This is a genomic window from Microterricola viridarii (genome assembly GCF_001542775.1).
GTDB classification, from domain to species: domain Bacteria; phylum Actinomycetota; class Actinomycetes; order Actinomycetales; family Microbacteriaceae; genus Microterricola; species Microterricola viridarii_A.
Genome location: NZ_CP014145.1, coordinates 3271578 through 3297948, shown reverse-complemented (window position 1 = coordinate 3297948; position 26371 = coordinate 3271578). Strand labels below are relative to the sequence as shown.

Genomic DNA, 26371 nt, shown 5'->3' with positions numbered 1-26371 from the left:
CCAACCGGAGTGATCAGGGGGCGAGGCGGGCGGCGTCGAGGCTGATCCGGCGCAGCAGCTGGGCGTTCAGCGCCACCACGATCGTCGAGAGCGACATGAGCACGGCGCCCGCAGCGGGCGAGAGCACGAAGCCGACCCCGGCCAGCACGCCGGCGGCCAGCGGCACCGAGACGATGTTGTAGCCGGCCGCCCAGACCAGGTTCTGCACCATCTTGCGGTAGCTGGCGTGCGAGAGCTCGATGATCGAGAGCACGGCGCGCGGGTCGCTGCTGGCCAGCACGACGCCGGCGGACTCGACGGCCACGTCGGTTCCGGCGCCGATCGCGATGCCGACGTCGGCGCGGGCCAAGGCGGGGGCATCGTTCACGCCGTCGCCGACCATGGCGACTCGGAGCCCGCGGCCCTGCAGCTCGGCGACGTGGGCGGCCTTGTCGCCGGGCAGCACCTCGGCGAACACCTCGTCGATCGCGAGGTCGGCGCCGACGGCCTCGGCCACCTGCCGGGCATCGCCGGTGATCATGGCAACCCGGATGCCGCGCTTGTGCAGCGCCGTGATGGCCGCGCGCGACTCGGCCCGCACCTCGTCTTGCAGGGCGAGGGCGCCGAGCACGGCGGCGCGAGCATCGGGGACCTGGGCGTCGGGGACCTGGGCGTCGGGGACCTGGGCGACGGATGCCGCGCGCACCAGGTAGAGCACCGAGGCGCCGCGGGACTTCCAGCCGTCAATGGTCTCCCGCAGCTCGGCAGGCGGCTCCAGCCGCTCGTCCTCCAGCAGGCGCGGGCCGCCGACGGCGAACTCGACGCCGTCGACGCGGGCGCGCACGCCGACGCCGGTGGCGGAACGGAAGTCGCTCACCTGCCCGAACCAGTCCGTACCGGGCGCGGCTGCGAGCGCCGCCGCAACGATGGCGCGGGCGACGGGGTGCTCGCTGGACTGCTCGGCCGCGGCGGCCAGCCGCAGCACCTCGCCGCGCTGCTGGCCGTCGGCGACGGCGACATCCGTCACCGCGTGCTCGCCGCGGGTCAGCGTTCCCGTCTTGTCGAACAGCACGACGTCGATGTGGCGCATGCGCTCGAGGGCGAGGCGGTCCTTCACCAGCACGCCGGCGCGGGCCGCGCGCTCGGTCGAGATGGCGATGACCAGCGGGATGGCGAGGCCGAGCGCGTGCGGGCAGGCGATCACGAGCACGGTCACGGTGCGGGTGATGGCGTCATCCGGGCTGCCGAGGAGCATCCAGGCGATGAAGGTGAGGATGCCGGCGCCGGCGGCGAAGTAGAACAGCAGCGCGGCGGCGCGGTCGGCGAGCGCCTGGGCGCGCGAGCCGGAGGCCTGCGCCTCGGCGACGAGCCGCTGGATGCCGGCGAGCGCGGTCTGCTCGCCGACGGCGGTGACGCGCACCCGGATGGCGCTGTCGGTGGCGACCGTTCCGGCCACGACGGTGTCGCCAACGGCGCGGGGCACCGCGGCGGACTCCCCCGTGATCATCGACTCGTCGAGCTCGGCGGCGCCGTCGACGATGGCGCCGTCGGCGGGAACCCGCCCGCCGGGGCGCACCAGCACGACGTCGCCGGCCGCCAGCTCGCCGATCGACACCTCGGTGATGTCGTTGCTCGTCTCGGCGCCGTTCACCCGCTCGGCGGTGTCGGGCAGCAGGGCGGCCAAGGCATCCAGGGCCCCGGATGCCGCGCCCAGCGCGCGCATCTCGATCCAGTGGCCGAGCAGCATGATCACGATGAGCAGCGCGAGCTCCCACCAGAAGTCGAGCTCCAGGCCGAGGCCGAGGCTCGTCGCCCAGGAGGCGAGGAAGGCGACGGAAATCGCCATCGCGATGAGCGTCATCATGCCGGGCTGGCGGTTGCGGAGCTCCCGCACCGCCCCCTGCAGGAACGGCATGCCGCCGTAGAAGAAGATGACCGTGCCGAGCACGGGGGCGATCCAGGTGGAGCCGGGGAACTCGGGCAGGTGGTAGCCGAGCAGGTGCGCGACCATCGGGCTAAAGAAGACGACCGGGATCGAGAGGACGAGGCTCCACCAGAACTTGTCGCGGAACATCGCGACGCTGTGCCCGGCGTGCTCGCCGTGCGAGTGCACGGCGTGGTCGTCCCGGTCGTGGCCCAGGTGCGCCGACATGTCGTGGGCAGGCATGTCGTGCCCTGAAATGTCGTGGCCGGACGCGTCAGGGGCGGACATGTCGTGGCCGGCGTTCACCTCGCGGCCGCCGCGTCCGTGGTTCTCGTTGTGCGTCTCGTCCTGCATGGTGAGCTCCCTCCGTCACACGCTCCAACCATATACCCCTAGGGGTATTCCGGTGGGCTTCTGCACCACTTCCGGCGGCCTACGCCAGTTGAACTGGCGTAGGCCGCCCCAAAGGGCGCAGAGCGGAGGCCGACGGGGACGCTCAGCGCCAGGGGAGCGGGCGCCTCAGCGTCTCGTCGATCATTTCCAGGACCCCGTTGAAGTCCATGTCGAAGATCACGCGGTGCTGGGGGCGGGTCTCGCCCTTCTCAGGGTGCACGCCGGCCAGGAACCGCTCGCCCGTCTCGGGATCCTCGAAGGTCGCCAGCGGCCGCTGGACGGCACCCGCGACGAGCTCGGGGCGCAGCAGCGTCGCCACCGCGAGGCTGTCGTTGATCCCCATGACGCGCGCGTCGTCGGGCTGGGGATAGGAGCGGGAGTAGAAGCCGGCGTAGTCGTGGCTGATCTTCGTGATCAGCTCGGCCGGCGCGTAGCCGGTGGACGCGGCGATGTCGAGGAAGAAGTTCTCCGGCACGAGCGCCTGACGCGTCACGTACGGACCACACCAGGTCACGTTGCCCGGACGGCTCGCCACCTCCTGCGCGGCGTCGATGTCGAAGGAGACGTTGGGGTCGCGCGAGACGCGGAAGCGGCGGTCGGCCCACGGCTCGGTGTCGTTGTAGAGCGCCGGCCCGAGGGTGCCGACGATCGTCACGCTCTTCAGGCGCTCCAGCAGCAGCGGGTCCGTCTGAAGAGCCGTGGCCAGGTTGGTCTGCGGGCCGAGTGCGAGATAGTCGATCTCGCCCTCGTGCTCGTTGACGAGGTCGAGCAGGATCTGGATGCCGTTCGGCTCGGTGGGCACCGAGACGGCCGGGCGCAGGCCGGTGTTGCCGAAGCCGTCGTCGCCGTGCACGCCGGAGGAGAGCTTCAGCTCCTGCTTCAGCGGCACATCGCAGCCCCGGTAGACCGGCACGTCCTGGCGCCCGCAGGTGTCGAGCACGTAGCGCGCGTTGTCGGCCGCGCGGTCGCCGTGGCAGTTGCCGAAGACGCTCAGCACGGCCAGGATCTCGACCTCCGGGTCGGCCGCCAGGAGCATCAGCGCCAGCGCGTCATCCACACCGGTGTCGGTGTCCACTACAACTTTTCTCTTCATGACATTCCTAACTGTTCTCTGTCCGCGCGTCGTTCTGTCGCGCGGATTCCGCTTCTGTCGGCCACCACGGCGAAGCGTGACGGCCGGGGGTGATCAGGGGGCGCTCAACCCGACGGCAGCGAACGCCGCGCTCGCACGTTCACTCGCCATGAACGACGCGAACGCGCCGGCCGCCTCCGGGGCGCCCGCCCGCACGCCGATCGCGAATCGCGCGTAGGACTGCAGCTCGTGCGGGATCGGCTCGACGATCTGGGGACCGGCGACCGAGCGCAGCTCGCTGACCTGCTGGATCGCGACATCCGCGCGTCCGTCGATGACGGCCTCTGCCGTGAGCCCAGCGGGGAAGCGGACGGCACGCTCGTCGAGGCGCTCAAGCAGCTGCTGCTGGCGCATCACCTCGGCGAAGTGCTTCCCGCTTGCGCCCGAGAGTGAGTACGCGACAGCTCTGGCGTTGACCAGGTAGTCGAGGAAGGCCTGAACAGAGCCGTCAACCGGGCCGGGCGTCTCGGGCATCCGTGCGAATCCGACGGCCGAGACCGCGATCTCGGCCACGGCGTCACCGTCGAGAATCCCCTGATCCGCGAGGTCCCGAACCGAGCCGGCGACTCCGAGGACCATGTCGGGACGCTCGCCGGCGCCGATGAGCTCCAGCAGCACCGAGGTCGGCTCGAAGGTCACCTCGACCGTGCTGCCGCTCGCGGCCTCGAATTCGGGGATGAGCGATTCGACGAGCGGTTGCTGCACGACGAGTCCGCTGTAGAGGGTGATCATGCGGGAGGGGTCCTTTCGGAGGGGGTGCGTGAAGTCAGTGCGGCCAGTCGCTCCGCGGTGAGCGGAGCGGTGGGGTGCCCCGTTGTGATGAAGTACACCTGGGCGGTGTGCTCGAGTTCCTCGAGCGCGTCGAGCGCTGAATCGAGGTCGACTCCGGCCACGACGGGCCCGTGGTTGCGCAGCAGGAGCGCGTGGCCGGCGCGGGCGGCATCCTCGACGGCGGCCGTGGCGGCCGGATCCCCCGGCGCGAAGTACGGCAGCAGCCGAAGCTCGCCGACCCGCATGCCGTAGTACGCCGTCAGGGGCGGGAGCGGGCGCTCCTCGTCCAGCCCGTCCAGGCACGACAACGCGGCCGAGTAGAGCGAGTGGGTGTGCACGACGGCGTTCAGATCGGGACGCACCCGCAGCATCGCGACGTGGAGGAATGCTTCCTTCGTCGGCTTCGGCCCACCCAGGTGGTGCCCGGCGGCATCCAGGACCGACAGCTCGCCAGCCTCGACCTCGCCGAGGTTCACCCCGGTCGGCGTGACCAGGATGCGCTCGCCATCGCGGATCGCCAGATTGCCGGTGCGGCCGTGGGTGAGCCCCCGCCGATGGATGGACCGCGCGACGCGTTCGATCTGCGCCGCGGCGGCTTCGCCGCTCATCGCGACTCCCCGCTCCGTGCCACGTCGACGAACAGCTCGGGGTCGCCGAAGTTCCCTGACTTCAAGATGAGGTGCAGGTCGCGGTCGGCATCATGGATCCAGGGCGCACCGAGCGCCGCCTCCTCGCCGACGACGGCCGTCCGCGTTCCGAGCGCTTTGACGACCTCGCCAGAGGTCTCGCCACCGGCGATCAGCATCCGGCGCAGGCCGCGGTCGGCCAGCTGGGTCGCGATGAGGCCGGCGGTCTGCTCGTAGAGCGCGCCGAGTTCGGGAATCCGGGAATCCCGCTCCTCGGCGGGGCTGGAGGAGTAGATCAGCGCCGAGGCGTCAACCGGCCGCTCGTCCCACCACGCCAGGGCGCCCTCGGCGAGTTCGGCCGCCGACTCCCCCGGCTCGGCGACGAGCTGGAAGGCGTCGCCGCCGCTCGCGCGGAACCGTGCGATCTGCTCAAGCGTGCGGCGCGAGCAGCTGCCGGCGAGGATCGCCGTCCGGCCGCTCGGTGGGCCGGCGACGACGCGGTCCGACGCCGGGCGGCGCAGCGCGATTGCACCGATCAGCCCGGCGGAGCCGGCGACGAGCACGTCGCCGTCTACGGCCTCCGCGATGACGGCGAGGTCGACTTCGATGACCGCATCGACGACGAGATGCCCGATGCCGGATGCCGCGGCGGCGGCGATGCCGGCACGGACCGACTCAGCGCCGTCGCGAACCGTCTCGAGCGGGAGCATGTCGACGGTCCCGCTCACCTGCGGGGCGAGCAGCCTCGGCACAGAGGAGTCACGCATGGGGGTGACCGGGTGCTCGCGCATATGGGTCTCGTGCAGCAGGGCGTCGCCGACGAAGAGGTGCCCGCGGTAGACCGTTCGGCCGTGCAGCGGTGCTGCGGGGGTCGTCACGACGAGGTCGGTGCCGAGCGCAGCCGCGAGCGCCTCGGTCACGGAGCCGATGTTGCCCTCCGCCGTCGAATCGAAGGTCGAGCAGTACTTCAAGTAGAAGCGATCGGCCCCCAAGCGCTGGAGTGCCGCGAGCGCGGCGAGGCTCTGCGCGACGGCCTCCTCCACCGCGATCGACCTGGTCTTCAGCCCGATCACGATGGCGTCGGCGTCGCCAGCCCCCTCGCCGATATCGGCGGTCAAGGAGAGCAGCGTCCGCAGGCCGGATCGGCTGAGGGCCGCTGCGACGTCGGTCGCGCCGGTGACGTCATCGGCGATGACCCCGATCATCGACCGCGCCCGTCGATGTCGGCCGCCAACCGGACAGCGGCGGCACGCGGGCCGTCGAGCGTCGGAACGCCGAAGCGCTCGGCGAGAGCGGCGGCGGCGGGCGCCAGCGAGAACTGGGCGAGCACGATCAGCTCGTAGTCGGCCGCGACGGCCGCCACGGCATCCACGAGCACCTCCGCGAGACGCTCGGCGGGGAGCGGCTTTGATGCGGCCGGGACGACGAGCGGTCGGATCTCAGTCTGGACGCCGGCCGATTCGAAGGCGGCGGCGAGACGCGTGGAGCTGTCCGCGGCCGCGGAGTCCAGTGAGGCAACGAGCAGCACGCGCGCGGGGCGGTGCGCAGCGGCCTCGGCGAAGAGGGGCCCGTCGGCTGACAGCACGGCGACGCCGTCGGCGGTGACGTCGCGAACGTCGGCGCGTGCGCCGTACTGCGAGCAGGTCAGCAGCACGCCGTCGGCTCCTCCGGCAATCGCCAGCTCGATGAGCTGGTCCATCCGCGCGGCCAGTGGCGCGCTGATGCCACCCTCGAGCTGGGCATCGGCGAGCAGGCGGTCGTCGAGCAGGTTCCAGACGGTCCCGGTCGGGAACGCCTCGCTCATCGCGGCCGCTGCCGGGCCGATTGCCAACGGCGTTGCGCTGATGAGTGCGATGCGTGCGTCGCTCATGCGCTGATCCTCTCTGTCCATGTCAGGCCATCGTGGGTGTCGGCGACGGGTCCGTACTCGCAGCCGATCCAGCCCGCGTAGCCGCTGCCGGCGATCCGGGCGAGTACCCGCTCATAGGCGATCTCCCCCGTGCCGGGTTCGCCCCGTCCGGGGTTGTCGGCGATCTGAACGTGCCCGACGAGCGGGGCGAGGCGCTCGAAGCGCTCGATCACATTCCCGCGATCGACCTGCGCGTGATAGACGTCGAAGAGCACGCCGACCGTGCTGGGATCGACGGCTTCGGCGACTGCGGCTGCCGTCTCCATGGACTCCAGGCCGTAGCGCGGCTGGTCCCGCTTGTTGATCGCCTCGAGCACAATGCGGATGCCGGCGCTGCGCGCCTGTTCGGCCGCCCAGCCGATGTTCGCAACGTAGCCCGCGAAGGCGAGTTCAGGATCGGCGTCGGTTGGTCGCAGTCCAGCCATCACGTGGATCACGGGTGTGCCGAGGACCGTCGCGTACTCCAGCGCGGAGAGCACTCCGGCGCGGAACTCGTCGCGCGCGCCGGGCACGAAGGCAGCGCCCATGACCGTCGCCGAGCCTGCCGGCCCCGCCGGTGTGTTGATCAGCACCTGCTCGAGACCGGCCTGGTCGAGCATCCGCCGGATCGCGTCGGCCGGCAGTTCGTATGGCGAGGCGAATTCCACGCCGGTGAACCCCGAGGCGGCGGCCGCGTCGAAGCGCTGCTCGAACGGAACCTCGGTGTACATCCACTTGAGGTTCGCTGCGAGCCGGACGGGGCCGGAGCTCGTCTCGACGATCACGCGAGCACCGCCTCGTAGCCGGGATTCACCACGAACTGGGGTGCGGCGACGCCGCCGAGCACGTCGATGACGTTGGCTGCGGCCATCAGGCCGGACGTTCCGCGAGCCTCGCGCGTCGCTCCGGCGACGTGCGTGGTCGCGAGGATTCCCGGCGTGTGCAGCAGCGGGCTGTCCTGGGGCAACGGCTCGGTGGCGAACACGTCGAGCGCCGCGCCGCCGATCACGCCGTTGCGCACGGCGTCAACCAGCGCGTCCTCGTCGACGATCCCACCGCGCGCGGTGTTGATCAGGATCGAGTCGGACTTCATGGTGCGCAGGCGGTCGGCGTTGATGAGATTGCGCGTCGAGTCGTCGAGGAACAGGTGCAGCGTGACGACGTCCGCCTGCGCCAGAACCTCATCGAGCTCCGCCCGACGGATGCCGTTGGCCGCGGCGAAGTCCTCGTCGAAGTACGGGTCGTACGCCACGATCTCCATGCCGAATCCGGCGGCGATTCCGGCGACGGCCTTACCGATGGAACCGAGACCGAGGATGCCGAGGGTCGCCCCGCGCAGCTCCCGACCGGTCAGCTGCTGCCAGCTGCCGTTCGCCAGGTTCTGGATGTTCTCCGGCACGCGACGCGCGGTGGCCAGCATCAGCGCGAAGACGTGCTCGGCGACGGCCTGTCGGTTGGCTCCGGCGGTGATGCAAACCGGAATGTTGCGAGCCGTCGCCGTGGCAACGTCGACGCTGTCGTAGCCGACACCGGTGCGCACGACGATCTCCAGACGCTCGGCCGCACTCAGGTCTGCGGCGGTGAGCGGCATGGTGCCCGCGATGATGGCGCGAGACCCGGCCAGCAGCTGGGCACGCTCGGCGGTCGGCAGCACGGCGAGGTCCGGCACGTGACGGGTGGTCAGCCCGGCTGCGCGCAGCATCCGGTCGGCCTCGTCGCCTGCGTGCAGGAAGGCGGTGGTGATCAGGACATCGGTGAAATCGGCGGCGGTGCTCACCAGATCCCTCCCTCGTAGCTAGAAGCGGTGAACGCTCCGCCGTGGAATTCCGGCGCAGCGGCGGCGAAGTCGACGCCTTCGGTGTGGTTGGCGGCGTCATCCTTCGGGACGAAGCCGATTGCGGCCCAGCCGGCATCGGCGTTCCACCAGCGATCGGTGTTCGCCGAGCAGCCGTAGACGACCTGGCAGCCGACGGGGCCGCTCTCGATCGCGCAGCGCGTCAGTTCGACGCCGTCTGGCCAGCTCAGCCAGAGCCCGAGCTGTCGTCGATCTTCGGGGGCGGGGCGGAATGTGCCGATGCGCAGGAGCACCGATTCAATCCCCCACTTGTCGTGATAGAGGCTCGCGAGCGCCTCACCGAATGCCTTGGACACGCCGTAGTAGGTGTCCGGGCGCAGCGGCGCGGTCTCGTCCAGCACCTCGCTGGCCGGGTGGAACCCGACGACGTGGTTCGAACTCGCGTAGACGACCCGGCGCACCCCGGCCCGACGTGCCGCCTCGTAGACGTTGTACGTGCCGTCGATGTTGGAGGTGCGGATCGCCTCGTACGGCGCCTCATCGGCGACACCGCCGAGGTGCACGATGACGTCGACGCCCGCTGCCGCCTCGGTGAGCCGCTCAAGGTCGGCGAGGTCGCCGATGACGATCTCCTCATTGGCGTGCAGCGGCTGGTCGCTCTCGCTCCGCGCGTAGAGAACGACGCGGTCGTAGCGCCCGGCGAGGCCCTCGCGGATCACGCCGCCCATTCGTCCGGTGCCACCGGTGTACAGCACAGTTGTCATCTTGGTCCTTTCGTCGCAGCGGGCTCAGCCGATGCTGCGGTCTTGCTCGCCACCGGTCGCGTCGGCGAAGTAGCCGATGACCGCGTGCTGCGGTCGCACACGCTGCACCTCGCCGTCGACGACGGTGAGCCCGACGTCGTGGCCGGGGAGGAGCAGACCCGAGGTGTCTGTGAGAAGTGAGCGCAGGCGGTCGATCGTCGACACGCTCTGCTCGTCGTCCATGCTCGAGTCGGCGCGCAGCGTCGCGAGCTCGTGGATGTTCTTGACGGAGTCGCCGGCGAAGATCATGCTCTCCGGCGTGCGCTCCGTGAAGAATGCGAGGTGATGGGGCGTGTGCCCCGGGCTCGCGATCGCGTGGATCCCCGGCAGGAACTCCTGACCGGCGGAGATCCGCTCGACGCCCTCGGTGCGCCGCAGCAGCTCCTGCACGTGCAGATCGGGGATGAACTTCGTTCCGGCCGGCTGCTCGGCGGCCCAGGCAAGCTCCTTCTCCCCCACCCAGGTCGTCGCATTGGCGAACATGGTGAAGTTGGCCACGTGGTCCCAGTGCATGTGGGTGAGCAGAACGTCGGTGACGTCATCCGGGGTCAGCCCCAGCGCGGCCAGGCCGTCGTGAATCAGAGGGATGTACGCGGGCTGACCCGCGTCGACGAGAACCCGCCGCTCGCCATCGTCGAGGAGCCACATGCTGCTCCATCCGAATGCACCGTGCGAAGACGATTTGCCGGGGAATCCCTCTACAAGTGGGTGGGCGCTGTACGCGTTCATGACGACCTCACCGTCGTCGATACGCTCCTGTGCATCATCGCCTCCAAACTCTCAACGGCTATACTATAGCCGTTGCCACAGACTACAGCACCCTCTGGAACGAGGCTAACTCGGCGTTGCCACTCACAGGAGCGGCTCAGAAACGGGCGCGCTTCGTGGGCTGTCCAAGACCGACCGATCACTGCCGAAGGCGGAGCGTGAGTACCGATCTGAATGTCCGCGAGCAGCAGGCTCCCCCCATGGAAGGGCGGGCGGGCCGGTTCCGACTGGCGCTGCCACCCGAGATCGCCGCGACCCTGCTTGCCGTGTCGACCGTTGCGCTGGGGGCGCTGCTCGGCGTGCCGACCTACGGGATCTTCCTCGGGTGGGCCGCGGCGGGCCTGGCCGGAACGGGCAGACCAGCGCGGCTGCCGGTTCTCGCACGCTGCCTGGCGATCGGGGCGGTGTTCGGGGCCGGCACTCTCGCGGCGACCTCCGCCCTCGAATCCGTGCTGGGCCCAGACCTGCCGCAGTGGGTGTGTGCGGCGGCAGTACTCGCCGTCGCGAACCCATTGATGATCATGGTCGGGCGGGCGCCAGCGCTGAGTTCCGTGCCGGGGATGTTCATTGGGTTCTCGACACTCTTCGCCGTGTTCCTCAGCACCACGGCAGCCATCTCCGGCAACATCCTCGCCGCCCTGCTTGTCACGGTGTCGATGAACCTGACCGGTCTCGTCTTCTACGTGATCTACAACCGCCTGACAGGCCGGCCGCGCGCCGAACGCGCATGAATCGTGCCGGATCGGCCGCACCGCCAGCATGTTCTGGGCCGCCGAACCCTGTCGGAACGAACTCGACATTCCGCTCTGCGAGCGCCCGCAACCGCGTCAATGTTGAGGCTAAGCTGTGAGGATGATCGAGCAGCCAGGGACCAAGCGGCCGATTGCCGATCAAATGTACGACGTCCTGCTTCAGCAGTTCATGTCCGGCGATCGCGGCGCAGGCCAGAGCCTGAACATCGGCGCGCTCTCCCGCGAACTCGATGTGAGTCAGACGCCCCTGCGCGAAGCGCTGGCCCGGCTCGAGCACACCGGTCTGGTCGAGCGTGAGGCGCTGCGCGGATACCGCGTCGCCCCGATGATGACCCGGCTCGAGGTACAGCAGCTGATGGAGGCTCGCCTCGTGCTGGAGCCGACGTTGGCCGAGCAGGCCGCGCTGCGCAAGACCGACGAATTCATCAGCGCGCTGCGCGATACGGTCGACGAGTTCCACCAGTCCGCAGCCCTCGCCGATGTCGCGGCGGAGGGATTCAACCAGTACTGGCGCTCGGACGACCGCTTCCACATGCTGATCGCCGCGCAGGCCGGCAACCCGTTCCTGGCGATTGCCTACACCGCGCTCGGCGGGCAGATCCAGCGTTTCCGTCTCTTCTCCAAGCTGGGACGCACTGGTGCGAAGTTCGCGGCGCCGGAGCACAGCTCGATCCTCGACGCGATCGCGTCCGGCGACGGGCCCGCCGCCGCGGCAGCCATGCGCGAACACGTGATCGGCGCAACCGAGCGCCTGCTCGAGGCCTGACGCACCGCGCCGAACGCCTCTAGCCGCGCCGCAGTGCGCGCGCCCGGTTCAGCAGCAGGGCACGGTCCCGCTCGTTGCCGGCCAGCGCCGCCGCGCGCTCGTACTCCTCTCGAGCCTCCTCCCGGCGACCCAGCTTCTGCAAGAGGTCGGCCCGCACGCTCGGCAGCAGGTGGTAGCCGGAGAGCCGCCCCTCGGCCACGAGAGCGTCTACCAACACCAGCCCGACCGCCGGCCCGCGGGCCATCGACAGCGCCACCGCGCGGTTGAGGTCGACCACCGGCGAGGGCACCCGGCGGGCCAGCCGCTCGTAGATGCCGGCGATCTGCGCCCAGTCGGTGGCATCCGGGGTCAGCGCGCGGGCATGGCAGGCGGCGATCTCGGCCTGCAGCTGGTAGCTGCCGGCGTCTGCCCCGCGGGCAGCGGCGCAGCGCCTGGCCCGGTCGAGCGCCGCCAGGCCGCGCCGGATCAGCAGCTGGTTCCAGCGGCCGCGGTCCTGTTCGAGCAGCAAGATCGGCTCGCCTTCCCGCGTGGTGCGCGCTCCGAGCCGCGACGACTGGATCTCCATCAGCGCGACAAGCCCGTGCACCTCCGGCTCGCGCGGCAGCAGCTCGGCCAGTACGCGGCCGAGCCGCAGCGCCTCGCGGCAGAGCTCAGGCCGCATCCAGTCGTCGCCGGAGCTCGCCGAATAGCCCTCGTTGTAGATCAGGTAGATCACCGCGAGCACCGAGTCGAGCCGGGCCTCGAACTCGCTCCGCTCCGGCACCTCGAACGGCACCCCGGCAGCGGAGAGCGTCTTCTTGGCTCGCACGATGCGCTGCTGCATCGTCGCGGTCGGCACGACGAAGGCGCGCGCGATCTGCTCGGCGCTCAACCCACCCAGCAGGCGCAGCGTGAGCGCGATCCGGGCGTCGCGGCCGAGCACCGGGTGGCAGGCGACGAAGATGAGCCGCAACAGCTCGTCGTCGATCGGTTGCAGCACGGCCAGGTCTGGCCGGGTCTGCACCGAGAGCGGGGCCCCGGCGAGCACGGTCGAGGCCGTGGCGGCCGGCGCGGTTCCGGATGCCAGGGCGGCGGCCCCGGCCGCGGCATCCGCCGCCTGCAGCTCGGCGGCGAGCGCCGTCGCCCGCTGCTCGAACGCGGCCTGCCTGCGCCACTGGTCGATGGCGCGGCGCTTGGCCACCGTGGTGAGCCACGCGCCGGGGTTGCGCGGAACCCCGGACTGCGGCCACTGCTCCAGCGCCGCGACCAGGGCGTCCTGGGCGAGCTCCTCGGCCAGGCCCACGTCGCCGGTCACGCGCGCCAGTGCGGCGATCAGGCGGCCGGACTCGATCCGCCACACCGCCTCGACCGCGCGCCGCGCAGCATCGCCCGCGACGTCTGTCGCGGGCGATGCTGGGGCCCCCGCGCCTTCGCTCACGCGGTGCGCGACGTGCCCATCTCCTCGCGCCAGACCTTCTCCTTCTGCACGTACTCGTTGCTCTGGTCGAAGTCGGCGAGCTCGAACACCTGGCGCACCTCGACCTGGCCCTCGGGGATCGGGATGCGCTTGGCCCACTCGATCGCCTCCTCCTTGGAAGCGACATCGATGATCCAGAAGCCGGCGAGCAGCTCCTTCGACTCGGTGAACGGGCCGTCGACCACGGTGCGGTCGTCGCCGTCGTACGTCAGGCGCACGCCCTCCGAGGTCGGGTGCAGGCCCTCGCCGGCCAGGATGACGCCGGCCTTGATGAGCTCCTCGTTGTACCTGCCCATCCGGTTGAGCGCGTCGTCGTCCGGCCCGTTGGTGACGGAGTTCGACTCGTCGGACTGCAACAGCATCATGAACTTCATGGTCGTTCCCTTTCGATCGGTGCGAGGCAGAACCGCCTCATACCTAGACGTCGAACGGGCAGGGCCCAGATCGACACGGCATCCGAAAATCGCGGCAAAGATTTCTGCTGGCTCAACAGTACGATCGCGGATGCCGCTGCGACAGTGCCCCGCGCGCGTTGGCTTCGGTCGCTGGCGCTCCCTCGAGCCAACGGGAGGGGCGACTCCCGCCGGGGCGAGTGAGCCGACCGGGTCGGCTTCGGCCGCTTCGGGGCTAGGCTCGGCCCATGAGCGTGCATGAGGACGTGTTCGACGGGCCGGCGCAGCCGATGCCGGAGCCGGGCGACGGGAGTTTCGGCTGGGCGATCCTCAGCGGCGACGTGGAGGCGGAGCCCGCCGTGACCCCGGCCCCGGTTCGCCACGTCGAGGGCTACGCTCTGCTCCTCGTGTTCGCCGCGCGACGCGGGGTCGACCCGGTCGAGCTGGCCGGCGACCCGCTCGCCCTGCTCCGTTTCGTCCGGGCGCACGCCGCCGACCTGCGCGGTGACGAGCGGCTGCGCTCGGCAACGACGATCTTCATCGGCAACACGATCGCCGCCCTGCGCACCGACGCCGACTGGCGCGCCACCGCACCGGGCCGGACGCCGGAGGTCGGCGCCGGGCGGATGAGCTTCGACATCGACGGGATTCTGGACGCGATCGCCCCGGTGCCCGCCGACGGCGACGGAACCGGCTCCCCCGCGCCCGCCGTCGAGGAGCTCGCGGCGACCTTGGGCGCGTGGGCCGCCGCGGAGCAGGCCGATGCGCGCGAGGCGGCCGCGGAGCGGGAGCGGGAGGCCCGGCTGCGCGCCTGGCCCGCGCCGGCGCCTGCGCCATCCGGGGCCCCCACGTACACGCGACCCGAGCTGTCAGCTGCCGAGTACTGCGGCGACGACGGCCAGCGGATCCCCTACGGCGAGCGCTGGGGCGCCGGCAGCCCAGACCCCGACAGCTACAGCACGGTCAGCCACCCCGAGCGCTTCGCCGGGTTGCACACCGTCGCCGAGGCGTTGATCGACCACCTCGAGCGGGCATTCGCGGTGACGGTGCGGCGCGAGCAGCCCGGCCCCGACGGCGGCTTCGATCCGCCGCTGCTGCACCCGCAAGACGGCGTGACCGCGCTCGTGCGGGTCATCCCCGAGCACCCGGATGCCGCACCGCTCAGCTTCGCGTTCACGAACTTTCCGGGCGTCTTCGTCGAGGCCGGACTGCTGCACACCTTCCCGTACCCGATCTGCGGCTGCGACGCCTGCGACGAGACGGCCGAGAACCAGGCCGCCGAGGTCGAGGAGTTGGTGCTCGGCGTCGCCGGCGGCGGCTACGCCGAGGAGTTCCCGCTGGGCTCAGCCGGCGAGACGCTGTACAGCTTGGTCAGCTTCGACGAGGGCGGCACGCAGACGGGGTGGCGAAGCGGCAACGGCGGCGCCCCGACGACGATCCCCGAAGAGCGACTGGATGCGGCGGCGGCCACGCTCGCCGCACTCCCCCGCGGTTGGCAGGCCTGGCCCCGCCGCGGCTGAGCCGAGCGCTAGGCAGCCGGCTCGGCCGCGCGCAGTCGGGCCGGCACCGGCTGGCTGTGGTGCGGCTCGTCACCGAGCGATGCCTGCAGCTGCCACAGCTGGGCCGTGAGCTCGTCGATCACGTGTGCGTACTCCGCCGAGTGGTAGACGTTCACCAGCTCCTCGGGGTCGAGCGCCATGTCGTAGAGCTCCCACTCGGGCGGGTAGGTGTGCTCCGAGCTGCCGGGCAGGCCCATGCCGTCGTTGTAGAAGTAGATCAGCTTGTACCGCTCGGTGCGGATGCCGTAGTGCGCCAGCGCGTGGTGGTGCTGGTCGTCGTTCTCGTAGTAGCGGTAGTACACGCCGTCCCGGGTGGGGGCGTCCGGCGAGTGGGTCAGCTGCGGCCAGAAGCTCACGCCCTGCATCCGCTCGGCCGGCTCGACCCCGGCCGCGTCGAGGATCGTCTGGGCGAAGTCGACGTTCGTCACCATCTGCTTGAGCGGCTCGCCGGGCTCGATCGCGTTCGGGTAGCTCAGCACGAGCGGCATCAGGATCGATTCCTCGTACATGAACCGCTTGTCGAACCAGCCGTGGTCGCCGAGGAAGAAGCCCTGGTCCGACGTGTACATCAGCAGTGTGTCGTCGAAGTCGCCGCGCGCACGCAGCCAGTCGATGACCCGGCCGACGTTGTCGTCGACGGAGGCCACGCAGGCCAGGTAGTCCTCCATATACCGCTGGTACTTCCACAGCCCGAGCTCCTCGGGGGTGAGCCCCTCCGGCGGCAGGACCTTGAGGTCGGCCATGGTGAGGTACTCGGCGACGCGCATCGTGGCGTGCTTGGCGGCGCTGGAGCGGCCGGCGTAGTCGTCGTCGAACGTGGCCGGCACCGGGATCTGCTGCCCGGCGTACATGCCCTGGTGCTTCTCGTCCGGCTCCCAGGAGCGGTGCGGCGCCTTGTGGTGGATCAGCAGGCACCACGGCTCGTCGCCCTCCAGCGAGTCCACCCAGTCGATCGAGAGGTCGGTGATGATGTCGGTGGCGTAGCCGGGCTCGATGCGAACGCCCTCGGCACTGAGGATCTGCGGGTTGAAGTACTCGCCCTGCTCGCGCAGCACGGCCCAGTAGTCGAACTCCTGCGGGTCGTGCCCCTCGCCCTCGCCCATGTGCCACTTGCCGACGATGCCGGTGCGGTAGCCCTGCTCTTTGAGCAGCGAGACGAACGTCGTCTGTGAGGCGTCAATGGGGGTGTCCAGCGTCGTCACCCCGTTCACGTGGCTGTGCGTCCCGGTCAGGATCGACGCCCGGCTCGGTGTGCACAGCGCGTTGGTGCAGTAGCAGTGGTCGACACGGCGCCCCACGGCGGCGATCTCATCGATCCGCGGCGTCTGGTTGACGACGGAGCCATAGGCGCTGATCGCGTGCGCGGCATGGTCGTCGGTCAGGATCAGCACGATGTTTGGGCGTTTGCTGGGTGTCTTCATCGGTTCTCGTTCTGTTCTGAAGCGGTGCTGCGGTCTGGCGCACGGATGCCGCAGGGCCAGCAGGCGCTGGCGCTGCGGCATCCGTGTCTCACAGAAATGTGCTGCTACTGGGCTACTTCGTGCCTGCTGCGACGAACAGATCGCCGGTGAAGTAGCTGGAGGGCTCGGCCGGGTCGGTGACCTTGCCTGCTCCGACGAAGTAGTTGTTCATGCCGGTGAGCCAGCTCTCGACGGTGCCGTCCGCGATGAGCGCGTCGAGCTCGGCCGCCGTGTAGTAGGTGACGTTGCCGGCGTCGGTCTTGACGACCTCCGGGTCGAGCTTCATCATCTTCGCGGTGAGGGCGATGACCTTGTCGAGGTTGGCGGCGCGGTAGTCGAGGGCCTCGCGCACGACCTGCAGCACACGGGTCGTGGCCTCTGGGTTCTCGGCGACGAATTCGTTGGCTCCGACGAAGCCGGAGGCGAAGGCGACCGTGTCCTTGAAGTCGTCGTTGGAGGCGAGGATCTCCAGGTCGGGAACCTGCGTCTCGATCGTGCTGATCAGCGGGTACCAGAGGCCGGCGGCGTCGACCTGGCCGGATGCGAACGCGGCAACGGCGGTGGCCGGGTCCATGGCGACCTTCTCAACGTCGGCCATGGTCATGCCGGCCGACTCGAGTGCGAGGTTCAGGATCATGTCGCCGGAGGTTCCCTCGGGAACGGCGACCTTCTTGCCCTTGAGATCCTTGATCGAGGTGATGCCGGGCTGGGCGATCACGCGGTCGCCGTTGCCGGTGGCGTTGACCGACACGACCTTGGCCTGGCCGGAGGCGGGCAGCCACATGGCGCCCGGCCCGATGTAGCCGAAGTCGAGGTCGCCGGTTCCGAGCGCCTGGATCTGCAGCGGGCCGTTGGTGAACACCGGGGTCTCGGCCTTGAGGCCGTACTTCTCCCACAGGCCGAGCTCGTCGGCGATGGCGTGCACGCTGGCGCCGTTGAAGTCGGCGATGTAGCCGAAGGTGATCTCGATCGGCTTCTCGGCCGGGGCCGCGCTCTCGGCGCCGCCTGCAGCGGGGGTGTCACCGGCGGCGCAGCCGGTGAGGACGAGGGCGGCCGCCGCGAACGCTGCGATCATTCCGCGCTTGATGGAAATGTGCTTCATTGCTTCTCCTGGGGGTTTGGGCCATCGCTGTTGACGGCAGGGTGTGGTGGCGCTGTTGACGAGCGGATGCCGCGCTGGGCGGCGTCCGTTCGTTCGTTCGGTGGGCTCTAGTGGGCGGTGTTCACGCCCGGCTGGTGGTAGACGGCGTGCCAGACCCGGTTGCGCAGGGCGGTGAACTCGGGGCTCAGCCGCATGTCCTCGGTGCGCGGGTAGGGCAGGTCGACGTCGATGATCTCGTGGATGCGGCCGGGGCGGGCCGCCATCACGACGACCCGGTTGGCCAGGTACACGGCCTCGTCGACGTCGTGCGTGATGAACACGACGGTGCGCTTCTCCTGGCTCCACGTCTCGAGCAGCTGCTCCTGCAGCTTGACCCGGGTGAGGGCATCGAGGGCGCCGAACGGCTCGTCCATCAGCAGGATCGACGGGTTCACGGCGTAGGCGCGGGCGATGGCGCAGCGCTGCTTCATGCCGCCGGAGAGCATCTTCGGCAGCGCGTCGGCAAAGTCGCTGAGGCCGACCAGATTGATGAAGTGCTCGGCGAGGGCGCGGCGCTCTGCACGCGGCACCTTGGCCGTCTTCAGGCCGAACTCGACGTTCTTGCGCACGGTCAGCCAGGGGAACAGCGCGTACTGCTGGAAGATCACGCCGCGCTCCGGGCCGGGGCCGTCCACGGCGACGCCGTCGACGAGGGCCTGCCCGGTGCTGACGGTCTCGAGGCCGGCGAGCACGTTCATCATGGTCGACTTGCCGCAGCCGGACGGGCCGACGATGGTGACGAACTCGTTGTCGGCGACGTCGAGCGAGACGTTGTCGAGGGCGGTGAACTCCTCGTTGCCGAGCGGGAAGATCTTGGTGACGCCGCGCACCGAGATCTTGGCGGCATTGGCGACGGGCTGAAGGGTGTTGGTGGTCATCGACGTTCCTGCCATCCGGTGAGCTTGATTTCGGCGAACAGCAGAATGCGGTCCATGAGGAGGCCGAGGATTCCAATGGTGATCAGCCCGACGAAGATCGTGGGCAGGTCGTAGTAGAGCTGTGCGGACTGCATGCGGTAGCCGAGGCCGACCTGCGCGGCGATGAGCTCGGCCGCGACGACGGTGGCCCAGGCGGCGCCGAGGCCCACGCGCATTCCGACCAGGATGAACGGGGTGGATGCCGGCACCACTACGCGGGCGAAGATCGCCGGGTCCTTGGCGCCCAGCACGCGGGCGGCATTGATGAGGGTGCGGTCGACGTTCACGACGCCCTGGTAGGTCGAGATCACGCTGGAGAGGAACGCGGCGAGGAAGATCACGAAGATCTTGGGCTGCTCGCCGATGCCCATCAAGACGAGCACGAGCGGGATGATCGCCAGCGGCGGGATGGTCCGGAAGAACTGGATCCACGGCTCCATCAGGCCGCGTGCGGCCCAGTACCAGCCCATCAGGAAGCCGACCGGGATGGCGAGCGCGGTGCCGAGGGCGAACCCGGCGAGCACGCGGCCGAGACTGGCCCCGGCATCCGCGATCAGGGTGCCGTCGGCGATCAGCTGGATCGCGCGCTCCAGCACCTGCGGCGGGGTCGGCAGGCGGAAGCCAGAGAGCGAGAGCACCCACCAGATGCCGATGCCGGCGACGACCGAGATGATGTTGAGCGCGAGCATCTTGCCCGAGCGCTCCGAGCGGCGCTTCTTCTTCTCAGCCACCGTGGGGGGTGCCTCATTGGTGCTGGGGCTGCCGGTCATGATGCTGCGGCTCTGCGCCGTGGCCGTTGCGGTCATCGCACGCACCTCGCTTTCCGTTCCGAGCTGGGTGCGTTGCGGCCGATCATGTGGTGCTCCTTTGCAGTGAATCTGGCGTCGTGAAGTCTGTGCGGGCGGATGCCGGTGAGCTGTCGTAGCGCTCGAGCAGCGAGGAGCGGCGCAGCACCGCGGCCACCGCACCGCGGGCCCCGTCGTCGGAGCCGAGCGTCGCGGCGCGCACCGTCGGCTCGGCCTGCGGGATCGGCAGCAGCTCGTAGGCGATGGAGGCGCGGGCCTGGTCGACGATCATCGGGGCGGCGAGCGCGAGCGGGCCGCCGATCACGATCTCGGCCGGGTCGAGCGCTGTGGCGAGGCCGCCCAGCACGCGGCCGACGGCGGCGCCGATCTCACGCAGCACGGCGGTCACGATGGGGTCGCCGTTGTCCGCGGCGCTGCGCAGCGCGTCCAGGTCGGCGATCGGGGCGCCGCGGCGGGCACACTCGGCCAGCGCGGCGGGGATGGAGGCGATGGTCTCGAGGCAGCCGCGCTTGCCGCAGCGGCAGCTCAGGCCGTCAACGGTGACCGTGATGTGGCCGATCTCGCCGGCGTAGCCGGATGCACCCGTCTCGAGCGCGCCGCCGAGCACGAGGCCGCCACCGAGGCCGTGCGAGAGGCGCAGGTAGAGCAGGCTCGATGAGGCGGTCTGGCCGCCCCAGATCGCCTCGGCCAGGCCGGCAAGGCGGGCGTTGTTGTCGATGTGCACCGGGGCCGCGAAGCGCTCGGTGAACCGCTTCAGCAGCTCCCTGGCGCCGTCGACGGCCGAGGTGTCGCGCTGGTCCCGGCCGAGGGCGAGCCGGGCGCCGCTGGCCGAGAACGGGCCGGGGAACCCGAGGCCGATGCCCTGCAGCGCTCCGTAGTGCACGTCGTGCTGGGCCTTGAGCCGTTCCAGCAGCGCGAAGGCGATGTCGGCGCGGTCGCTCCAGGCGGAGTCGGTGTCGTAGTCGGCGACGCCGGCCGCGATGATCTGCTGGCTCGCGTCGACGACGACGGCGTGCACCCGGCCGTGGCTGAAGTCGATTCCGATGACCTGCCCGGCGCCGGGGTCCAGTGCCAAGCGTTCGGCCGGTCGGCCGCGGCCGACGCGCTCTGCGGCATCCGGGGCCACCACGATGACCGCGCGGCGCTGAATCAGATCGGCCGTGATCTCGGAGGTCGTGGTGCGCGAGAGCGCGACCCGCTCGGAGATCTCGGCCCGACTGAGGGCGCCGAGCTCGCGCAGCGCACGCAGAATCCGCTCCTCGTGAGTGCGTCTCACGAGGGCGTGCGCACCTTCGAGCTCGGACATGTTTGGAACACTAAGTGAGCTTATTTTTTCCGTAAACACTCCGGCAAAATTACACGGTGTTTTTGTTACCGATTCGTCATAAAGGCCGCGGCCTGGGCGATCGGGCGGCTAGCTCCAGACGGACGGCGCCTCGGCGCGGGTCGCCGGCAGGGCGACATCCGGGGCCCAGCGCAGCAGCCACTCCGGCAGCTCCATGTCCTCCGGCACAGCGCCCACGGCGTCCAGAAGATCCTCGATGGACACGACGCCGCCGCTGCGCTTGAGGAAGCGGCCGCGGATGAAGCCCTGCGCGTAGATCTCCGGGTTGCCGTCGGCATCCGGGCGCACGAAGCGCTGCTCGACGTAGACGGCCTTGTCGTCGTAGCCGATGATGCGCGACTCGATACTGAAGCGCATCCACGGCTCAAGCGACTTGCGGAAGCTGATCGTCTCGGCGACGACGACCGGGTACCAGCCGCGCTGCTTGAAGATCGCCCAGACGCCGTTGCGCACGAGCATGTCGAAGCGGGCGACGTCCATGATCGACAGGTAGACGCCGTTGTTCATGTGGTTCAGGATGTCGAGGTCGGTCGGCAGCACCCGGAAGTTGGTGCGGGCGACGTCGTAGTGGCCGAGGCGGGGCTTCAGCCGCGAGAACACCAGCATGTGCATCATCGTGCGGAAGAACATGTGCATGCGTTCCACGCTAGCGGCGAGGTGCGGATGCCCCGGCATCCGTTGTGCGAATCGTCAATGACCGCGGCCGTCCGCTCCCCGTTGGTTGAGCCTGTCGAAACCCAGCGAGGGATTTCGACAGGCTCAATCAGCGGACCTCCTCCCGTTGGCTCGAGGGAGCCTGCGACCGAAGCCATCGGGAGGACGCGGCGACAGGCTCAACCAGTGGAATCCCCGTTGGTTGAGCCTGTCGAAACCGCGCGAGGGATTTCGACAGGCTCAATCAGCGGAAGGGGGCGCCCACGCAGCGGACCTCCTCCCGTTGGCTCGAGGGAGCGTGCGACCGAAGCCATCGGGAGGATGCGGCGACAGGCTCAATCAGCGGAATCCCCGTTGGTTGAGCCTGTCGAAACCTGACTGTCGGCCCCTACGCGGGCAGCTCGCGTTGCTCGACGCCGTTGTACACGGACAGCGGGCGAATCAGCGCGTTGGATGCGAGCTGCTCCATCACGTGCGCCGTCCACCCGACGACGCGGGCGGCCACGAAGATCGGCGTGAACGTCTCCGTGTCGAAACCCATCAGGTGGTAGGTCGGGCCGGCCGGGTAGTCCAGGTTCGGCTTGATGTTCTTGCGGGAGACCATGGCGGTCTCGAGCGCCTCGTAGAGCTCGAGCATGTCGGGCCGCTCGTAGTGCGCGGCCATCGCCTCCAGCGCGGTGCGCATCGTCGGAACGCGGGAGTCGCCGTTCTTGTAGACGCGGTGCCCGAAGCCCATGATCTTCGCCTTGCGGGCGAGGGCGTCCTCCAGCCACACCTCGGCCTTGTCGGCGGTGCCGATCTCGGCGAAGGTGTGCATGACGGCCTCGTTGGCGCCGCCGTGCAGCGGGCCCTTGAGCGCGCCGATCGCACCGGTGACGGCCGAGTAGATGTCGGAGAGCGTCGAGGCGATCACGCGCGCCGTGAACGTGGAGGCGTTGAAGGAGTGCTCGGCGTAGAGCACGAGCGACACCCGGAACGCGTCGACGACGGCCGGGTCTGCCTCCTCGCCGAAGGTCATCCAGAGGAAGTTCTGCGAGTAGTCCAGGTCGGCGCGCGGCTCGACCGGCTCGAGGCCGTGGCGGCGGCGCTGGTCGTAGGCGACGATCGCCGGCAGCTGGGCGAAGAGGTGCTTCGCCTTGCGCAGGTTCTGCTCCGGCGCGTTGTCCTCGGCATCCGGGTCGTTGGCTCCGATGATGCTGACGGCGGTGCGGCAGACATCCATCGGGTGCGTATCGAGCGGCAGGTCGTCGATGGCGCGGCGCACGTTCGGGGCGAGCGAGCGCGCGGCCCGTTCCTCGGCCATGAACCCGTCCAGCTCGACGCGGGTGGGCAGCTCGCCGTTCCAGAGCAGCCAGGCCACTTCCTCGTAGCTGCACATGGCGGCCAGCTCCTGCACCGGGTAGCCGCGGTAGAGCAGCGAGTTGGTCTCGGGGTTCACCTTGGAGATCGCGGTGAAATCGACCGGCACCCCGGCCAGGCCCTTGTAGATCGTCGGAGTTTCGTCAGTCATCGTCGTTGAATCCTTACTGCTCGTGGTGAAGGTTTCGACAAGCTCAACCAGCGGGGCGTTTGTTGACCAGCGGGGGTTGTGCTGACCAGCGGACTTCTCGCTGGTTGAGCCTGTCGAAACCAAGGCCGAGTGATGCCGCGCGCTCGACCCTATTTCCTGACTGTGAAGTTGAACACCCCGGAGTCGAAGTGGTTGTAGCCCTCGTAGTCGATCAGTTCGTACAAGTCGGCCCGGTGCTGCATCTCGCCGAGCAGCGGCTCGAGCGTGCCGGCCTCCGTCAGCGAGTCGAGCCCGCGTGCGGTCGCGCCCATCGCCAGGCGCAGCATCGACACCGGCCAGATGACCATGTTCATGCCGATGTCCTGCAGCTGCTCCACGGTGAAGAGCTCGCTTTTGCCGAACTCGGTCATGTTGGCCAGCAGCGGCACGTCCACGGCCGCGCGCATCGCTGCAAACTCCTCCAGCGAACGCATCGCCTCGGGGAAGATCGCGTCGGCGCCGGCGTCGACGAGGCGCTTGGCCCGGTCGATGGCGGCAGCCAGGCCGTCGACGGCGGCGATGTCGGTGCGCGCCATGACCAGGAAATTCGGGTCGCGGCGGGCGTCGACGGCGGCGCGGATGCGCTTGATCGCCGTCTCGTCGTCGACGACCTGCTTGCCGTCGAGGTGGCCGCAGCGCTTCGGGTTGATCTGGTCTTCGATGTGCATGCCGGCGAGCCCGGCATCCTCCATCTCCTGCACGGTGCGGGCCACGTTCATCGGCTCGCCGAAGCCGGTGTCGGCGTCGACGATCGCGGGCAGCTCCGTCATCCGGGCGATCTGCTTGGCCCGGCCGGCCACCTCGGTGAGCGTGGTCAGGCCGATATCGGGAAGGCCCAGGTCGGCCGAGAGCACGGCGCCGGAGATGTAGACGCCGTCGAAGCCCTTCTGCTCGATCAGCCTGGCCGAGAGCGGGTTGAACGCACCGGGGAAGCGCTGCAGCTTCCCGCTGGCGAGGCCGGCGCGGAACGCGACGCGCTTCTCGGCCGGGGTGGCCTGGGCGTACAGCATTAGAAGATGCCCTCCGGGGTGGCGACGGATGCAAGCACGCCCGGCTCCGCCTGGATGGTGAGCCCGCCGAGCTCGGCCGGGCTGAGCTCGGGCAGGCGTTCGGCGAGGGCGAGGAAGCGGTCGATCTCGGCGCCGGAGAGCACGGGCTCCGCCAGCATCCGGAACTTCGCGACGTAGTCGGCGCGGGCGAACGGCCGGGCGCCCAGCGGGTGGGCGTCGGCGACGGCGATCTCGTCGACGATGGTGCTGCCGTCGTTCAGCGTGATGACGACCTTGCCGCCGAACGCCTTCTCGTTGACGTCGAGCGAGTGGTAGCGGCGCGTCCACTCCGGGTCTTCCACGGTGCTGACCTTGTTCCACAGCTTCACCGTGTCCGGGCGCTGGGCGCGGGCCGGGGCGTAGGAGTCGACGTGGTGCCAGGCACCGTCCTGCAGGGCGACGGTGAAGATGTAGGGCACCGAGTGGTCCAGCGTCTCGCGGCTGGCCGTCGGGTCGTACTTCTGCGGGTCGTTCGCGCCGGAGCCGATCACGTAGTGCGTGTGGTGCGAGGTGTGCAGCACCACGGAGGCGATGTTGTCGACGTCGTCGAGGATCAGCGGGTAGTTGTTGTGCAGGCGGCGGGCGAGGTCGATGATGGCCTGCGCCTGGTACTCGGCCGAGTGCTCCTTGGTGTAGCTGTCGAGGATGGCGCGCTTGACCTCGCCGCGCTCGGGCAGCGGCACCTCGTATGCGGCATCCGGGCCGTCGAGCAGCCACGCGATCACACCGTCTTCGCCCTCGTAGATGGGGGTCGGGCTGGTCTCGCCGCGCATGGCACGGTCGACGGCCTCGACTGCCATCTTGCCGGCGAAGGCCGGGGCGTGCGCCTTCCAGCTGGAGATCTCGCCCTTCCGTGACTGACGGGTGGCGGTCGTGGTGTGCAGCGCCTGGCCGATCGACTGGAAGATCGTGTCGACGTCGAGGCCGAGCAGGGTGCCGATGCCGGCGGCGGCGCTCGGGCCGAGGTGGGCGACGTGGTCGATCTTGTGCTTGTGCAGGCTGATCGCCTTGGCCAGGTCGACCTGGATCTCGTAGCCGGTGGCGATGCCGCGCACCACCTCACGGCCGGTCAGCGCGCGCTTCTCGGCGAGGTGCTGGGCCACGGCCAGGATCGGCGGGATGTTGTCGGCCGGGTGCGAGTACTCGGCGGCGAGGAAGGTGTCGTGGTAGTCGAGCTCGCGCACGGCGACGCCGTTGGCCCAGGCGGCCCACTCGGGGCTGGTGCGACGCGAGGGGTCCAGACCGAAGACGTTCGCGCCGGAACCGTGCACCGAGACGGGGTGCGAGGTGGCCTGCGAGCGGGCGGAGACGACGGGGGCCCGGGTGAGGGAGGCCGCGGCGACGGCGGCGTTGTCGATCACGCGGTTGATCACCATCTCGGTGACCTCTTCGCTCACCTCAACGGGGTCGACGGCGAGCTCGGCGAGCTTGTAGGCCAGCTGGCCCTCGCGGGCCAGGTTCTCATCACTGCGGTGAACTCGGAGGTGGTGAGTCTGCACGGAAGGTCCTTTCGTCGTGCTGCGGGGTGCGTGTCTAGAGGGTGCTGCTGGCGGTGCTCGTTGCTTCACTCTCGGCGCTGGCGAGCGCGTTGGTCAAGCTTTTGTGCAGGTGCACGTGGGTGGCGTGGCTGGCGAGTGATGCGTCGCCGGCCAAGATCGCCTCGACGATCAACAGATGCTCGCCCGCCGCCTGACGGAGGCGATCGTGGTCGTGGCTGGCGAGCCGGCGGATGCGGCTGGAGTGCAGCCGCACGCTCTGCAGGGCGGCGACGAGGTACTCGTTGTCGACCGCCTCGTCGATGGCCTGGTCGATGTCGTCGACGAGGGCGAAGTACTCCCGGAGCCCTTCGTCGCCCTGCTCGAGGAGGGTCGGGGCGCTGCCGAGTCGGCGCTGCAGCTGGCGGAAGGCGACGTCGTCGCGGCGGCGGGCCGCGAGCATGGCGGCCTGACCTTCGAGGGCCTGGCGCAGCTCGTAGAGCCCCACGATGTTGTCTGGGGAGATCTCGCTGACGACGAGACCGCGGCCGGAGAGGGCGGTGACCAGCCGGTCGGCGGTCAGCCGGGTGAGGGCCTCGCGCACCGGGGTGCGGGAGACGCCGAGCCGGGTGGACTGCTCCACCTCGGCGAGCACGGTTCCCGGGCGCAGCACGCCGTCGAGGATCTCGGTGCGGAGGGTGTCGTATGCCCGGTCTCCAGCGCGCATGTCGCCCCCTCTGTTGTCGCGTGTCGGCGGCCGTGAACACCGCTATGTATACATAGTAGGGGTCAATCTGCGGCCAATGCCAGTCGGAGGCGATCTTTTGGCTCCGAATGTATACAGAAATGCTGCAGGGCGTGGCCGGCACCACTGTGCGGGCGGCATCCGGCGCTGAGCCCTGACATTGGATCCGGGGCGGGCGAGCCGCTAGCATTTTCGCTGAGGTCGCACCGGCCATCCGCCCCCATTG

Annotated in this window: 25 protein-coding genes; 3 read left to right on the top strand and 22 right to left on the bottom strand. The window is 69.8% G+C overall.

Annotation, left to right across the window (positions count from 1 at the left end):
- Nucleotides 1-13 precede the first annotated feature (13 nt).
- The 10 genes from AWU67_RS15135 to AWU67_RS15090 form a co-directional block, all read right to left on the bottom strand.
- Nucleotides 14-2257, bottom strand: coding sequence for a heavy metal translocating P-type ATPase (locus AWU67_RS15135; RefSeq protein ID WP_082717054.1), 2244 nt, complete (start codon nt 2255-2257; stop codon nt 14-16).
- 142 nt (nt 2258-2399) lie between these two features.
- Nucleotides 2400-3389, bottom strand: a complete 990-nt coding sequence (locus AWU67_RS15130; protein ID WP_082717053.1) for a nucleoside hydrolase — start codon at nt 3387-3389, stop codon at nt 2400-2402.
- A gap of 93 nt (nt 3390-3482) precedes the next feature.
- Complete coding sequence (locus AWU67_RS15125) at nt 3483-4160, bottom strand: substrate-binding domain-containing protein (protein WP_067230919.1); 678 nt, start codon at nt 4158-4160, stop codon at nt 3483-3485.
- Nucleotides 4157-4807, bottom strand: a complete 651-nt coding sequence (locus AWU67_RS15120; protein ID WP_067230916.1) for a class II aldolase/adducin family protein — start codon at nt 4805-4807, stop codon at nt 4157-4159. Before AWU67_RS15120 ends, AWU67_RS15125 begins: the two co-directional genes overlap by 4 nt.
- Nucleotides 4804-6030: a 3-oxo-tetronate kinase gene (otnK, locus tag AWU67_RS15115; protein ID WP_067230913.1), complete on the bottom strand. Its 1227-nt coding sequence runs from the start codon at nt 6028-6030 to the stop codon at nt 4804-4806. The genes AWU67_RS15120 and otnK overlap by 4 nt, the downstream gene beginning before the upstream one ends.
- The gene (locus tag AWU67_RS15110; protein WP_067230909.1) at nt 6027-6695 is read right to left on the bottom strand and encodes a hypothetical protein; all 669 of its coding nucleotides are present in this window, start codon (nt 6693-6695) and stop codon (nt 6027-6029) included. Before AWU67_RS15110 ends, otnK begins: the two co-directional genes overlap by 4 nt.
- Nucleotides 6692-7498, bottom strand: coding sequence for a hydroxypyruvate isomerase family protein (locus tag AWU67_RS15105; protein WP_082717052.1), 807 nt, complete (start codon nt 7496-7498; stop codon nt 6692-6694). Before AWU67_RS15105 ends, AWU67_RS15110 begins: the two co-directional genes overlap by 4 nt.
- Nucleotides 7495-8490 (bottom strand): phosphoglycerate dehydrogenase, encoded by a 996-nt coding sequence (locus AWU67_RS15100; RefSeq protein WP_067230905.1) that lies wholly within the window; start codon nt 8488-8490, stop codon nt 7495-7497. The genes AWU67_RS15105 and AWU67_RS15100 overlap by 4 nt, the downstream gene beginning before the upstream one ends.
- Nucleotides 8487-9272, bottom strand: coding sequence for an NAD-dependent epimerase/dehydratase family protein (locus AWU67_RS15095; RefSeq protein WP_067230903.1), 786 nt, complete (start codon nt 9270-9272; stop codon nt 8487-8489). Before AWU67_RS15095 ends, AWU67_RS15100 begins: the two co-directional genes overlap by 4 nt.
- Before the next feature lie 24 nt (nt 9273-9296).
- Nucleotides 9297-9959 carry an MBL fold metallo-hydrolase gene (locus AWU67_RS15090; protein WP_234407280.1) on the bottom strand — a complete coding sequence of 221 codons (663 nt, stop codon included), beginning with the start codon at nt 9957-9959 and terminating at the stop codon, nt 9297-9299.
- A 278-nt stretch (nt 9960-10237) separates the two neighbouring features.
- Here AWU67_RS15090 and AWU67_RS15085 point away from each other — a divergent pair, with 278 nt between their 5' ends.
- Both AWU67_RS15085 and AWU67_RS15080 read left to right on the top strand, forming a co-directional pair.
- Complete coding sequence (locus AWU67_RS15085) at nt 10238-10810, top strand: DUF1097 domain-containing protein (protein WP_129586742.1); 573 nt, start codon at nt 10238-10240, stop codon at nt 10808-10810.
- 121 nt (nt 10811-10931) lie between these two features.
- The gene (locus AWU67_RS15080; protein ID WP_067230892.1) at nt 10932-11597 is read left to right on the top strand and encodes a GntR family transcriptional regulator; all 666 of its coding nucleotides are present in this window, start codon (nt 10932-10934) and stop codon (nt 11595-11597) included.
- A gap of 19 nt (nt 11598-11616) precedes the next feature.
- Here AWU67_RS15080 and AWU67_RS15075 read toward each other — a convergent pair whose 3' ends face one another.
- Nucleotides 11617-13014 carry an RNA polymerase sigma factor gene (locus AWU67_RS15075; protein ID WP_082717050.1) on the bottom strand — a complete coding sequence of 466 codons (1398 nt, stop codon included), beginning with the start codon at nt 13012-13014 and terminating at the stop codon, nt 11617-11619.
- A complete protein-coding gene (locus tag AWU67_RS15070; RefSeq protein ID WP_067230885.1) occupies nt 13011-13427 on the bottom strand; it encodes a YciI family protein in 417 nt (138 codons plus the stop codon). The genes AWU67_RS15075 and AWU67_RS15070 overlap by 4 nt, the downstream gene beginning before the upstream one ends.
- A 266-nt stretch (nt 13428-13693) precedes the next feature.
- On the opposite strand from AWU67_RS15070, the gene AWU67_RS17055 reads away from it, so the two are divergent.
- On the top strand, nt 13694-14965 hold the full coding sequence (locus AWU67_RS17055) for a DUF6226 family protein (RefSeq protein WP_082717049.1): 1272 nt from the start codon (nt 13694-13696) through the stop codon (nt 14963-14965).
- A gap of 8 nt (nt 14966-14973) precedes the next feature.
- Here AWU67_RS17055 and AWU67_RS15060 read toward each other — a convergent pair whose 3' ends face one another.
- The 10 genes from AWU67_RS15060 to AWU67_RS15015 all read right to left on the bottom strand — a co-directional run bounded on the left by AWU67_RS15060 (nt 14974) and on the right by AWU67_RS15015 (nt 26127).
- A complete protein-coding gene (locus tag AWU67_RS15060) occupies nt 14974-16425 on the bottom strand; it encodes a sulfatase family protein (RefSeq protein WP_067230883.1) in 1452 nt (483 codons plus the stop codon).
- A gap of 112 nt (nt 16426-16537) precedes the next feature.
- Entirely contained in the window at nt 16538-17566 is a 1029-nt protein-coding gene (locus tag AWU67_RS15055; RefSeq protein ID WP_082717048.1) for an aliphatic sulfonate ABC transporter substrate-binding protein, read from the bottom strand.
- 107 nt (nt 17567-17673) lie between these two features.
- Nucleotides 17674-18483 carry an ABC transporter ATP-binding protein gene (locus AWU67_RS15050; protein WP_067230879.1) on the bottom strand — a complete coding sequence of 270 codons (810 nt, stop codon included), beginning with the start codon at nt 18481-18483 and terminating at the stop codon, nt 17674-17676.
- Nucleotides 18480-19328 carry an ABC transporter permease gene (locus tag AWU67_RS15045; RefSeq protein WP_199922305.1) on the bottom strand — a complete coding sequence of 283 codons (849 nt, stop codon included), beginning with the start codon at nt 19326-19328 and terminating at the stop codon, nt 18480-18482. Before AWU67_RS15045 ends, AWU67_RS15050 begins: the two co-directional genes overlap by 4 nt.
- Before the next feature lie 46 nt (nt 19329-19374).
- Nucleotides 19375-20634, bottom strand: a complete 1260-nt coding sequence (locus AWU67_RS15040; RefSeq protein ID WP_067230875.1) for an ROK family transcriptional regulator — start codon at nt 20632-20634, stop codon at nt 19375-19377.
- 108 nt (nt 20635-20742) lie between these two features.
- Nucleotides 20743-21309 carry a thioesterase family protein gene (locus tag AWU67_RS15035; RefSeq protein ID WP_067230872.1) on the bottom strand — a complete coding sequence of 189 codons (567 nt, stop codon included), beginning with the start codon at nt 21307-21309 and terminating at the stop codon, nt 20743-20745.
- Nucleotides 21310-21715: 406 nt separating this feature from the next.
- The gene (locus AWU67_RS15030; protein WP_067230869.1) at nt 21716-22837 is read right to left on the bottom strand and encodes a bifunctional 2-methylcitrate synthase/citrate synthase; all 1122 of its coding nucleotides are present in this window, start codon (nt 22835-22837) and stop codon (nt 21716-21718) included.
- A gap of 149 nt (nt 22838-22986) precedes the next feature.
- A complete protein-coding gene (gene prpB / locus AWU67_RS15025; protein WP_067230866.1) occupies nt 22987-23886 on the bottom strand; it encodes a methylisocitrate lyase in 900 nt (299 codons plus the stop codon).
- Nucleotides 23886-25424: an MmgE/PrpD family protein gene (locus AWU67_RS15020; protein ID WP_067230864.1), complete on the bottom strand. Its 1539-nt coding sequence runs from the start codon at nt 25422-25424 to the stop codon at nt 23886-23888. Before AWU67_RS15020 ends, prpB begins: the two co-directional genes overlap by 1 nt.
- A 34-nt stretch (nt 25425-25458) precedes the next feature.
- Nucleotides 25459-26127, bottom strand: coding sequence for a GntR family transcriptional regulator (locus AWU67_RS15015; RefSeq protein WP_067230861.1), 669 nt, complete (start codon nt 26125-26127; stop codon nt 25459-25461).
- Nucleotides 26128-26371 lie beyond the last annotated feature (244 nt).